Genomic DNA, 13,486 nt, shown 5'->3' with positions numbered 1-13,486 from the left:
GCTACCTAAACTTAGCTTTATTAAATTTGAAACCATTTGTTGGATTATTTAAAAATGTCCTTAATCTGTTTAATGTATTGAGGTTGAAATTTGTGCTGTTAATTTTTGTTATGTCATTAATATTGACCATAATAAATTTTAGCACATTTCCTCTTTCAGTATCAGATATTGTTTGACCGGAATTATCGCCTAAATGATACATTAATCTGCTTTTTTTATCTGAATCTTCAATATCATCTAAACTGAGGGTATGAAAAAACTCATGTACAGCAATATATTTATTTTTTTGCCAACTATTATAACTAACTGTTGCTGGTCCCCCCTCACCCTGTGCAAGTCCTCCTGAACCTTGCCTTCTACCATATTGATCGGTAAACTGATGACCGATACTATCGACAACAGCTAGTACAAAATCATTGCCTTTAATCTGAGTTAGCATATTGATCTGTATAACATTTACTGCGAAATTAAAATTATAACGGATAGAATAAGTCCAGGTTTTAGTCTTGTCGAAAATTTTTCTAGCGGAATTATATTTATGTATCATCACCCCACTTTTATATCCACCACCCCTTAATTTTGTTGTAATTACCTGTTGGGTAAAAGTCATTAAACTATTTAAGTTCGGCGCACCATCTGTAGTAAGGTCCAAAACTTTTAGCGTAATTGTTAAATCACCATACAAGGTTAATTCGCCATTTCCATTATCACTAATATGAAGATTTTTGGCTACAATACCGCCAGATAATGGCTGGTTTTGCAGGATGGCGAGGTTGGCCCTGATAGTATGAACTAAATCAGTAGTCATGATATGTATATTTGGTTTTGTGAATATAGTAATTAATTATACATGTTTACAACTAAATATTGTATAGATTTATTTTACTATGCTTATTTGAAGCCGAATTTTTGTGTTTTATTGGCATGAAAAAACCCGCGAAGTGGTGCGCACAAAAGCGCAGACTTCGCAGGTCAATTAATTTTAGCTTAATTTATCTTAAACTAATTAGATAAATTTATATTTCCACTGATTGCTTTCAGGTTGGTTTCGGCCAGTTTAGCTTGATACTGCATTTCAATAAAACGGTTTTGAGCATCTATCGCATTGCGTTGTGCTTCCCGAAGTTCCAGCGGAGCAATACTTCCAAGTCTGTACTTGGCCAAAGTGATGTCTAAACTTTCTTTCGCAATATCCACATTTCGCTGTTCCAGCTTTACTAAATCCAGGTAGGTAGCATAATTCTGATAGGCAGAAAGCAATTGAGAATTCACATCCAGTTTTGTTTTACCCAGGTTCAATTTTGAGGTTTCAATTTCAATCTTCGCATTGCGCTCATTTTGCCGTTGTAAAAAGCCATTAAACAAATTTAAACTTGCTGTAACTCCGTAAGTAAATCCATTTGCCGCAAAACGCTGGTTAAACCCGGTAGGGCTTGTACTGTTTGCCCTGCTGTAACCAGAATTTAAACTAATGGCAGGATAACGAGCACCACGAACGGCCTTCAGATTCAGCGAGGCTAGCCTTTGGTTAATAAAAGCATTCTGCACATTAGGATTTTGTTGCTCAGCAATCTCTGCCTGCTTGCTAAACAAAATACCCCGGTCTACATCTATGCTATCGGCAACAGAAAAATTGGCGCTGATATCCCGAACCATAATCTGATTCAAACGGATCTTCGCCACCTGTAAAAAGTTTTTAATCTGGAGATAACTGGAAGTATCGGTATTATAATCTACCTGGGCAGTCAATACATCTAATTTAGACCCTCTTCCTAGTTCCAGCTTGGTTTTAGCAATGTTGGTTCGTAAAACAGAAACATCAATAGCGCTATCTGCTGCAACAAGCAATTGTTGCTGCCTGATCACATCATAATAGGCATTAATTACATCTGCAACGGTGTTCAGGATAGTTAATCGGGCATTTACTTCACCCTGTTTTTGCAATTCTTTTAATCGGTTATAATTCGCAAACATGGTAAAGCCATCAAAAACCGTCCAGTTTAAATCGGCGCCTAAACTGTTGTTGGTACTTCTTGCTCCGGTAATCACCCTTTCAGGTCCGGTGGCTGGTGTTTGCCTGGTATTCTGAATACCTCCGCCATTTATGTAAGTTCCATCAAGGGTTGGCAGCATACCTGCATTGCCGATGTTATTATTATTCTTGGCGATTGATAAATCGTTCCGGCTGATTTTAATATCGTAATTATTCTGCAGGGCGATGCTTACCGCTTCTTTTAGCGTAAGCAGCTCCTGTGCAAATCCAGAAAAGGATATACACACTAAAAAAGATAATAATTGTAATTTCTTGCTCATCTTATTCTTCTATGTTTAATGCTTCCTGTTCGAAGCGATGGGCATCTTTTAGTTGTTTATTTGGTTTATATGGCTTGGCCCAGTAAGAGTAAATCGCCGGAATTACAAATAGGGTAAGTACCAGTGAAAAAAGTGTTCCACCAACAATTACTGTTCCCATACTCATTCTACTTTTCGCTGCTGCCCCTAAAGCCAAAGCAATAGGCAATGCGCCAATGGCGATGGCTAAACTGGTCATCAAAATAGGACGCAATCGGGAAACCGATGCCTCGCGGATGGCTTCAGCAATAGGTGTTCCTATCTCTTTTAACTGATTCGCAAACTCTACGATTAATATTCCATTCTTTGTTACCAAACCGATTAACATAATGGTTCCAATCTGGCTGAAAATATTCCAGCTCTGGCCGCATAACCATAGGGATAAAAATGCACCGGCTACGGCCATGGGTACGGTGAGGATAATAATAATTGGGTCTTTAAAACTCTCAAACTGTGCAGAAAGGATTAAGTAAACCAGTAATAAAGCTAAACCGAAAGCGAAAAAAGTGTTCGAAGAACTTTCCTTAAAATCCCGCGATTCTCCACTTAGGTCAGTAGAAAAGGTTTCATCCAGTATTTTTGACGAAATGGCATCCATTGCTTCAATTCCTTCGCCAATACTCTTGCCTGGTGCCAGGCCAGCAGAAACCGTCGCTGCAATGAAACGGTTGTTTCTATACAACTGCGGCGGACTACTTTCTTCTTTTGCGGTTACCAGATTATCCAGCTGAACCAATTCTCCCTTGTCGCTACGAACATAAACCGAACTCAGATCCAAAGGGTCTTTCCGATCGCCACGATCAAACTGGCCAATTACCTGATATTGTTTTCCATTCATGAAGAAGTAAGAAAAGCGCTGTCCACTCAAGCCTAAGTTAAGGGTTTGGGCAATTGCTGAGATAGAAACCCCCAGGTTTTTGGCTTTATCTCTATCAATAGTTAAGTTGATTTCTGGTTTATTGAATTTAAGGTTCACATCAGAAACGGTGAAGGTTGGGTCTTTCGCCACGGCATCCATAAACAATGGAATTTTCTCCCTCAGTTTTTCGAAATTTTGTGCCTGGATAATGTAGCTGATGGGTAAACCGCCTCTTCGCCCTACAGAAATGGTTGGCTGTTGATTGATGATGGTTTTTCCTTCTGTATATTTTTTGGTGATTTTCGTCAGCTGATCTGCAATTTCCTTTTGGGTTCGCTCCCGGTCTTCCGGATTAACAAGCCCCATGCGTACGAATCCTGAGTTAACAGATCCTGAACCGCCGAAACCGGGTGAGGTAATGGTAATATTTACATTTTTTTCTGGAACAGAATCCATCACCAACTGGTTCAATTTCATAATAAACTGATCTGTATACGCAAAGGATGAACCCTCGGGAGTAGTTGCACTAATGTTGATTGCACTCCTGTCATCATATGGCGCAGTTTCTTTTGGTAACACCTTCCAGAATAAGAAAATAAGTCCCATACAAATTACAATAATGGGAATAGAAAGCCAGCGCTTGTCTAAAAACTTATTCAGGTTTGAGGCGTATGAATCATTTAGTTTAACAAAGTAAGGTTCGGTCCAGTTGTAGAATTTTGAAGGCTTATGACCGCCTGGCTTCATTAAATAGGCATTTAACATGGGCGTAAGCGTTAGCGAAACGAATGCAGAAATCAAAACTGCCGCACCAATCACTACCCCGAACTCCCTGAATAGCCGCCCAACGAAACCCTGTAAGAAAATTACCGGCAAGAACACTGCGGCAAGTGTAATGGAAATGGAAATTACCGCAAAGAAAATTTCATTCGAACCCTTAATTGCCGCTTCAAAAGGCGACATGCCTTCTTCTACCTTTTTGAAGATATTTTCTGTAACCACAATACCATCATCCACCACTAAACCTGTGGCCAATACAATCGCCAATAAACTTAATACGTTGATGGAAAATCCGAAGGCATACATAATAAAGAATGTAAATACCAGTGATACCGGAATATCAATTAACGGACGGAAAGCAATAGCCCAATCTCTAAAAAACAGGTAGATAATTAAGATTACCAATACGAGTGATAATCCTATCGTTTCAGCAACTTCAGTAACCGATCGCTTAATAAAAAGTGTATTATCCAACGCTACTTTTAGTTTAATATCCTTTGGAATATCTGCCTTAAGTTTATCAAAACGATTGTAGAATTCCTTACTGATATCCAGGTAATTGGCGCCTGGCTGAGGGATAATTGCCACGGCAACCATGGGTTTGCCAGATTCTCTTAAAATGGTTTCTTCATTCTCCGGACCTAAAACCGCATAACCAACATCTTGTAATTTAATTACCTGATTACTGTCTGATCTTAAAATCAGATTATTAAACTGACTTTCATTGGTTAATTTCCCCAGGGTTTTCACCGTTAATTCGGTTGTAGCACCTGTAATTTTCCCTGATGGTAATTCTACATTTTCATTATCTAATGCGGTAACGATATCTTGCGAGGTTAAACCATAAGCACTTAATTTGTTTGGATCCATCCAAATGCGCATGGCATATTTCCGCTGCCCCTGAATTTGTACGCTACTCACACCGGGGATGGTTTGGATCCTATCTGCAATTACATTTTCTGCAAAATCACTCAGTTCTAAAGTGTTCCTTTTATCACTTTGAATGGTCATTGATAAAATTGGATCCGAGTTTGCATCAGCCTTGCTTACTACTGGTAAACCATCAATATCTTTTGGTAGGGTTCTGGCTGCCTGAGAAACTTTATCTCGTACGTCATTCGCCGCTTCCTCAATGTTTTTATCCAGGTTAAATTCGATGGTGATGTTACTGGTTCCCTGGTTACTGGAAGATGAAATGTTTCGAATGCCATCAATAGAGTTGATGGATTTTTCTAAAGGCTCGGTAATCTGCGATTCAATAATATCAGAGTTTGCCCCAGGGTATGAGGTTCTCACGGAAACTACTGTTGGATCGATTGACGGATATTCCCTAACGCCTAAAAATGTATACCCGATTACGCCAAAAAGCACAATCAGTAAATTCATTACTATCGCCAGGACAGGCCTTTTTATACTCGTAGTAGAGATACTCATAATTATTCTTTAACCAAATGAACTTTTACCGGAGCATCTTGCTTTAAAGCCATTGATCCCGTAGTTAATACGGTGTCGCCAACTTTTAATCCAGAGGTGATGACTATATTTTTATCCGTACGGGTGCCTGCCTCAACTTTCACTTCCTGTGCTTTCCCATTCTTTTGGATATAAACAATCTTCCCCTTCAAAACGGGAACAACTGCCTGGTTAGGAATTAAAATGGCATCTTGGAGGGTATTTAGCGCTAATTTTATTTTCGCGAACGATCCTGGCAGCAGTGCATTATCCGCATTTTGTGCCAATGCCCTGATTTGCAGCGTGCGGGTTGCGGCATTAATTCCTGGCTCTATTGCATATACTTTCCCCGTGTTCTCTTTCGATGATCCATCGGTTGTAAAAGTAATGCTCGAACCTGTTTTAATTTGTCCGGCATATTTCTCAGGAATTGAAAATGTAATTTTAATCGGATTGGTGCTTACTAAATTGGCAATTACAGTAGTGGGCGTAAGATAAGTGCCTTCAGAAATGCTGCGCAAACCAATTCTACCCGAAAATGGCGCCCTGATGGTTGCTTTTGCCAATTGTGCCCTTACCAACTGCGATTGCGATTGCAATGATCTTGAATCTGCTAACGATGTGTCGTACTCCTCCTGACTGATTGCCCCCTTAGACAGTAGTTGCTTCGCCCGGTTCTCATTGGTGCCAGAAAGTTTTTGTCTGGTAACCGCTTCCTGTAGCTGTGCCTGAATATCTCTATCATTAATCTTAACCAACACACTACCTTTAGTTACATTCGTTCCTTCTTTGAAATAGATACCTGTTACCAAACCAGATATTTCACTTCTAAGTACAACAGATTCATTAGCCTCTATTGCTCCTGTTACTTCCAGGTCGTTATTGAATGATGTAGGCTTCACCACAATTCCATCAACCACCAATGCAGCAGATTTTCCTCCGCCGCCTTTGCCCTGACCAGTTGCGCCAGCACCTTTCCCCTCTACGTTTTTGTTTTCTTTGATCCGATAATAAACCAGATAAGCTAAGCCTAAAGCAAAAACAGCATAAATAATATACCTTTTCTTCATGTTTATATTTGTGTAGTTCCCCAAACCAGCTCCATTAGATTATGATTCTGGAATAAAGAGTGTAAAAATATCCAAATAGTTTAGTCCTAAATTTGTTGTATTAAGGATGTTACTAAGTTATTCTTGCTATCCGTTGTTAGTTTGGAGTCGGGAGGTTAAGGTTCTTGCTATCCGTTGTTAGTTTGGAGTCGGGAGTCTTTAGTCTGGAGTCCTGGGAGGTTAGGGTTCTTGCTATCCTTTTTAGTTGGGAGTCGGGAGTCCGGAATCTTCCAGTCTGGAGTCTGTGGCGGTTAGGATTCTTACTATTCTTGGTTAATATGAAGTTATTCGCCTTTAGTCTGCCATAGCGTGAAAACCAAGTGGGTGGAAATTAGCATATTAAGTTAACGATTTATTTAAATTTAACGAATGGCGACTTTGCTTACAAGTGCTGAACTCCAAAATTCTGATAGGATTCACGACCCCAAACCCAACACTCCCAACTCCAAACTCTTCTACGGCTATCGCCCAGCGACTCCTGACTCTGGACTAAGGACTCACGACTCCAGGCTCAACACTCCCAACTTCTCTACAGGCTATCGCCCAGCGACTCATAACTCCAAACTCAACACTCCCAACTCTTCTACGGCTATCGCCCAGCGACTCACGACTCCTGACTAAGGACTCTCGACTAAAGACTAAACACTCACAACTATTTTACACCTCAGGCTAGTTTTTAATTCGAAAACCTAAGCAATAACTATAAATTTGTAGCAAATCACATTTAATATGTTTATTAAAAAATCAATTTTAGGTTTAGTTTTATTACTAACGTGTATTATGGCAGCAAAAGCGCAGGTAAAAATAGGCTTTGAGGTTTCTTTTAAAGAACCACAGGCACATTATGCCGAAGTTCAGATGAATATCTCTGGCTTGGCGAAAGATTATGTAGATGTTAAGATGCCGGTATGGACACCAGGTTCATATTTAGTACGTGAGTTTGAAAAAAGTGTAGAAGAATTTAAAGCGACTGCAGGTGGTAAAGCAGTTAAGGTAGAAAAAGTTAGGAAAAATACCTGGAGAATATTTTCTGCGAAAGCAGCCAATATTAAAATCAACTACCGCGTTTATGCATTCGAAATTTCTGTGCGGACGCCATTTATTGATGAGTCTCATGCATTTTTATCGCCAACCGGAATTTTTATGCACCCAGCTGGGATGATTAAATCGCCGAGCACAGTAAAAATAATTCCTTTTAATACCTGGAGTAAAGTATCTACAGGTTTGCCGCCAGTTGCGGGTCAGCAGTTTACCTATAGCGCATCTGATTTTGATATTTTATATGATAGTCCGATAGAAGTTGGAAACCAGGATGTGTTCGAATTTATGGCCGCAGGTGTTCGTCATGAAGTAGCCATGTACGGCGGTGGAAACTACGACAAAGAAAAGCTTAAAGTAGATATGGCTAAAATTGTAGAAGAACCAACTAAAGTTTATGGAGAAAACCCTAACAAGCATTATGTTTTTATCGTTCACAACTTTTTGAGAGGTGGCGGTGGTTTGGAACACTTAAACTCTACCACGTTAGGTGCGACCAGAAATGCCTATAATACAGAGGCGGGTTATAAAGGATTTTTGGCACTTGTTGCCCATGAGTATCATCACCTTTGGAATGTAAAACGGCTACGTCCGGTGGCTTTAGGCCCGTTTGATTACGATAACGAAAATTACACCACTAACCTTTGGGTAGCGGAAGGCTTTACATCTTATTACGAAAATAAATACATGCAGCGGGCTGGGTTCAATGATCCTACGCAATTTGTTACTGATCTCGCAGGGGCAATAGGAACAGTAGTAAATACACCGGGAGCAAAATATCAATCTGCTGCATCATCTAGTTATGATGCCTGGATTATCGGCTATCGCCCGAATGAAAATTCAAGAAATAATTCCATTTCTTATTATAGCAAGGGTGAAGTGATTGGTATTTTAATGGATTTAGAAATCATCAATGCCACAAAAGGACAAAAAAGCCTCGATGATGTTATGAAAGCGATGTACCTGCAATGCAAAACATTAAAACGAGGTTATACAGATGCTGAATTTAAGGCAATGGTAGAAAAAGTTTCTGGAATAAGTTTTACCGACTTCTGGGCGAAATATGTGAATGGCGTAGACGATGTAGCGTATAAAAAATATTTCGGCTATGCCGGGATTGATGTAGCAACTGAAAATGCCACACCAGATAAGCCGGTAACAGGCGCCAGCGGACAGTTAACTAACAACGGAACCATTAGTGTCACATCAATAACTAGAAACTCCGCAGCATGGATTGCAGGTTTAAACGTTAATGATGAGATAATTTCGCTAGATGGAGTAAGTGTAAATGATGCTTTGGAAACTATTAAACTAAGAAGCCCGATGCTATCGCTGGAAACCCTGCCACTGGTAACTAAGAAAAACATCGGCGAAGTTTTAAAATTGAAAATAAAACGCGATGGTTTAGAAAAAGAGATCTCTCTATCTTTAAAAGAGAATCCAAATGTGCGTTTAAAGCCAACAATAAAGGAAGATGCAACACCAGCGCAGAAGGCTGTGTTTGCTAAATGGTTGGGAAAATAGTTGGGCGTTTGAAGCTACCACATTTAAAGAAAAAGCCCGCTAAGAAAATTTCTTAGCGGGCTTTTTTTGCTTCAGCTTTATATTTTGAGCTTTATGCTCTTAACTTTCAGCGCGCTACGCTCGGTTTAAAAAGTATATCTGAAACCTAAGCCGAATCTACCAGCAGTTGAGCCAATAAAATTATTGTCACCTACGTAAATTCTAGGTCTCCAATCCAATGCCAACGCTAACGGGGCACCTGTAAATTTGTAATCCAAGCCTACCATCGGAACCAGGTAAAAAGCGGTGAAGTTATCATTGCCAAAAAAAGCATTACCATCATAAATTTGTACTCTTGGTCCACCACCAACATACCAATCCAGTCCTTTTGCTCCAGGAATAGAAGCATTATACTGTAAAAACGCTTGAAGAACTGTTGAGTTTCCACCAAATAATACCTCGCCCTGAACTGCAGTATTTCTGCTAAAATGATGTCTGATTGAGGGGCCAACTTGTGTAGAGCCATCACCAAAGTCAACACCTAAGCCAAGTCCGGTTTTGTAGTTTTGAGCTTTAACGGTTGTTGTAGCCATGCCGAATAATGCAATGCATCCTAAAATTGTAAATAACTTTTTCATAAATGGGATTTATTAATGTAATTTTTTAAATAATAATCTGCTTAACAACTATAATGCCGATTATACTTTTTTAGTAAAAAAATATAATTTGAAAAAACAATGCTTGCATAGTAATTCTGTAATCCTTAAGTTTAGTAAAATATTTCAAATAGAAGGTTTGATGATACACCTTTAGTGATCGGTCTCAATCAATGCATCAAAATATCTGTAGATATGCAGCCTTTTCAAATTTGATTTTTTTAACTTAACCAAATATTATAGAATGATATGACTGCAGACATTACACGGGTTTTCGATCTATTAAAGTACAGCTTAGAAAAACCTAAGCAAGAATTTGTAAATGGCAAAATTAACGGGAAATGGGTAAATTACAGTACAGTAGAATTTTGTGATGCTGTTGATCACCTGAGCCGTGGATTGATTAAAACTGGCGTTATTAAAGGCGCGCGTGTGGCAGTAATGTCTCATAACAGGCCAGAATGGAATACAACAGATTTTGCCATCAACCAAATCGGTGCTTATCAAATCCCACTCTATCCAACACTAGCAGAGCATGATATACAGTTTATTTTAAAAGATGCAGAAGTTTCTGTCATTTTTGTCGCAGATCAGGATTTATTTGAGAAAGTAAAGCCCTGTGTTGAGGAAGTCAATCCAGAAATAAAAATCTACAGTTTTAGTGAAGTAAAAGGTGTTGACCACTGGAAAGTATTAACCGATTTGGGTAAAACAGCTGTTGATATTAATTTGGATGAATACCGGGAAAAGGTTGAGCCGGAAGACATCCTTACTTTAATATATACCTCGGGTACTACCGGAACGCCCAAAGGCGTAATGCTTACCCATCATAATCTGGTATCCAATTTCTTAAATTCGTTGGTTATCATTCCTAAAGGTGGAGAAAAAGGCCTGAGCTTTTTGCCTTTATCACACATCTTTGAACGAATGATCATTTACCTTTATTTATACAACCGTACAGCGGTTTACTATGCTGAAAGTATGGAAACAATTGTAGCCGATATTCAACATGTGAAACCAAATTTATTTTCCACCGTCCCACGTTTACTGGAAAAAGTATACGATAAGATTATGGAAAAAGGCAAATCATTAACCGGAATTAAAAAGCGAATCTTTTTTTGGTCTGTAGCTTTGGCAGAGCAATATACCATTGATGCTGGCGCCTGGTATAATTTCAAATTAAGTATTGCCAGGAAGTTAGTGTTCAAAAAATGGCAGGAGGCGCTGGGAGGAGAAATTGTGGTTATTGTGTCGGGAGGCGCGGCACTGAACCCACGCTTAGCCCGGATCTTCTGGGCAGCAGGCATGCCTGTTTTTGAAGGGTATGGACTAACGGAAACCTCTCCAGTAATTACGGTAAATCGTTTCGGCGGAACCATGTTTGGTACCGTAGGTGAAGTAATTAATGGTGTAGAAGTTAAGATCGCGCAAGATGGCGAGGTATTAACACGAGGTCATCATGTAATGAAGGGCTACTATCAACGGCCTGATTTAACCGCTGAAGCGCTTGATCACGATGGCTGGTTCCATACGGGAGATATTGGAGAACTGATAGATGGGAGATTTCTTAAAATCACTGATCGTAAAAAAGAAATGTTCAAAACCGCGGGTGGTAAATATATTGCTCCCCAAATACTCGAAAATAAATACAAAGAATCTATTTTTATAGAGCAGATTATGGTTTTAGGTGAGAACAGGAAATTTCCATCGGCCTTGATTGTTCCAAATTTTGAAACTTTAAAAACCTGGGCAGGCAGAAAAGGTATTACTTACACCAATCATGAAGAACTGATTAAAAACGATCAGGTTTTAACTAGATATAATGAAGAAATTGAAACTTTAGGTATTGGTTTCGGTAAATGGGAGCAGGTAAAAAGATTTGCTTTGTTACCAAAAGAATGGAGTATTATTGATGGAGAATTAACACCAAAATTAAGTTTAAAAAGAAAGATCATCACCGAGAAAAATATCGATGTCATCGAAAAAATATATAAAGATGCAGAAAACTATAAAGCCTCAAACTAAGGGATTAGCGGTTTTAATTACCGTTGCTATTTTACTTTCAGCTTGTGTAACCGGGCAATTAGGTAAAAACAATAGTGGCGAATATAAAAATGGAATGGTGGTTTCTGCACATCCGGAAGCCTCGAAGGTTGGTGTTGAGATCTTAAAAAAAGGGGGCAATGCAGTTGATGCAGCCATTGCCGTTCAGTTTGCGTTAGCCGTAGTATATCCAAATGCAGGGAATATTGGGGGCGGTGGCTTTATGGTTTACCGATCTGCCAAAGGCGAAGTAAATGCACTTGATTTTAGAGAAAAAGCCCCTGCATCCGCCAGCAGAGATATGTATCTGGATAGCACTGGAAACCCCATAACTGATAAAAGTCTTTACGGCCACTTAGCAGCCGGCGTTCCGGGCGCTGTTGATGGGATGGTACAAGCGCATCAGAAATATGGTAAACTAAGCTGGGCATCGTTGCTTAAACCTGCAATAGATTTGGCGCAGAATGGTTTTAAAATTACCAAACGCCAGGCGGCAGAGTTAAATGGTTTGCATCAAAAACTTATGATTTTTAATCCCAATGGAACCGCTTTAATAAATTTAGAAAGCACCTGGAAGGAAAATGATTTGCTCATACAAAATGAACTGGCCAATACCTTAAAACTTATCCAGGAAAAAGGGAAAGCTGGTTTTTACGAAGGTGTAGTGGCAGATGCTATTGTTGCAGAAATGCAACGTGGCAAAGGACTAATCACTCGTGAAGATTTAAAAAATTATCATTCCGAATGGCGCAAGCCAATCATTGGCGATTACCGTGGTTACAAAGTGATCACCATGCCGCCAACATCTAGTGGTGGAATAGCACTGGTTCAATTGTTAAAAAGTGTAGAACCCTATCCACTTAAAAAATGGGGCTATAATACGGATTCTACCGTTCAGTTAATTGTTGAGGCAGAGAGAAGGGTTTATGCAGACCGTGCAACACATCTGGGTGACCCTGATTTTTATAAGGTTCCGCAGAGCCAGTTGCTCAGTAATACATACAATAAAAATCGAATGGCCACATTTAATTGGGCGGCAGCTACGCCAAGTAGCCAGGTTTTGGCAGGGGAGATTAAGGGAGCTGAGCATGAAGAAACTACACATTTTTCTATCGCAGATCATGACGGGAATGCCGTTTCCATTACCACAACCCTCAATGGGTCGTATGGTGCATTGGTCGCGGTAAAAGGTGCGGGGTTTCTTTTAAATAATGAAATGGACGATTTTTCTGTTAAACCTGGTGCGCCAAATATGTATGGCTTAGTAGGAGGAGAGGCAAACTCCATTGCGCCAAATAAAAGAATGTTAAGCTCTATGACCCCCAGTATTGTAGAGAAAAATGGAAATTTGTTTATGGTAGTTGGTACGCCGGGTGGTTCCACCATTATTACATCAGTTTTTCAAACCATTATTAATGTGATCGATTTTGATATGAATATGCAACAAGCAGTTGCTGCCAGGAAATTTCATCACCAGTGGTTGCCCGATGAAGTATACGTAGAAAAAGATGCCATTGATAGTCTGACGGCAGAAAAGTTAAAGTTAAAGGGTTATAAAATATCACCTCGGGGCGCAATTGGTAGAGTAGATGCCATTTTAAAAACCAGCTCAGGAAGCTATCAGGGAGGTGCAGATCCACGAGGTGATGATGTAGCGCTTGGCTATTAAATGATAAATTAATTTTATTTTATTG

General features: G+C 39.5%; 8 protein-coding genes. 3 read left to right on the top strand and 5 right to left on the bottom strand.

What is annotated here, in order from left to right; all coding sequences use genetic code 11:
* Position 1: 1 nt before the first annotated feature.
* The 4 genes from SOM16_RS01565 to SOM16_RS01550 all read right to left on the bottom strand — a co-directional run bounded on the left by SOM16_RS01565 (position 2) and on the right by SOM16_RS01550 (position 6,513).
* On the bottom strand, positions 2–808 hold the full coding sequence (locus SOM16_RS01565; protein WP_320462226.1) for a hypothetical protein: 807 nt from the start codon (positions 806–808) through the stop codon (positions 2–4).
* A 194-nt stretch (positions 809–1,002) separates the two neighbouring features.
* The gene (locus SOM16_RS01560; RefSeq protein ID WP_320462225.1) at positions 1,003–2,313 is read right to left on the bottom strand and encodes a TolC family protein; all 1,311 of its coding nucleotides are present in this window, start codon (positions 2,311–2,313) and stop codon (positions 1,003–1,005) included.
* 1 nt (position 2,314) lies between these two features.
* On the bottom strand, positions 2,315–5,425 hold the full coding sequence (locus tag SOM16_RS01555) for an efflux RND transporter permease subunit (RefSeq protein WP_320462224.1): 3,111 nt from the start codon (positions 5,423–5,425) through the stop codon (positions 2,315–2,317).
* Between the two features lie 2 nt (positions 5,426–5,427).
* Positions 5,428–6,513 carry an efflux RND transporter periplasmic adaptor subunit gene (locus SOM16_RS01550; protein ID WP_320462223.1) on the bottom strand — a complete coding sequence of 362 codons (1,086 nt, stop codon included), beginning with the start codon at positions 6,511–6,513 and terminating at the stop codon, positions 5,428–5,430.
* A gap of 768 nt (positions 6,514–7,281) precedes the next feature.
* Here SOM16_RS01550 and SOM16_RS01545 point away from each other — a divergent pair.
* Complete coding sequence (locus tag SOM16_RS01545; protein ID WP_320462222.1) at positions 7,282–9,114, top strand: M61 family metallopeptidase; 1,833 nt, start codon at positions 7,282–7,284, stop codon at positions 9,112–9,114.
* Positions 9,115–9,239: 125 nt separating this feature from the next.
* Here SOM16_RS01545 and SOM16_RS01540 read toward each other — a convergent pair whose 3' ends face one another.
* Positions 9,240–9,731 (bottom strand): hypothetical protein, encoded by a 492-nt coding sequence (locus tag SOM16_RS01540; protein WP_320462221.1) that lies wholly within the window; start codon positions 9,729–9,731, stop codon positions 9,240–9,242.
* Positions 9,732–9,998: 267 nt separating this feature from the next.
* Between SOM16_RS01540 and SOM16_RS01535 the strand changes: the two genes are divergently transcribed.
* The gene (locus tag SOM16_RS01535) at positions 9,999–11,774 is read left to right on the top strand and encodes a long-chain fatty acid--CoA ligase (protein WP_320462220.1); all 1,776 of its coding nucleotides are present in this window, start codon (positions 9,999–10,001) and stop codon (positions 11,772–11,774) included.
* Positions 11,746–13,461, top strand: a complete 1,716-nt coding sequence (gene ggt, locus SOM16_RS01530; RefSeq protein ID WP_320462219.1) for a gamma-glutamyltransferase — start codon at positions 11,746–11,748, stop codon at positions 13,459–13,461. The genes SOM16_RS01535 and ggt overlap by 29 nt, the downstream gene beginning before the upstream one ends.
* Positions 13,462–13,486 lie beyond the last annotated feature (25 nt).

The organism is Pedobacter sp. CFBP9032 (assembly GCF_034045265.1).
Taxonomy (GTDB): domain Bacteria; phylum Bacteroidota; class Bacteroidia; order Sphingobacteriales; family Sphingobacteriaceae; genus Pedobacter.
The sequence above is the reverse complement of the archived record's forward strand: the minus strand, read 5'-3'. Positions and strand labels throughout refer to the sequence as shown.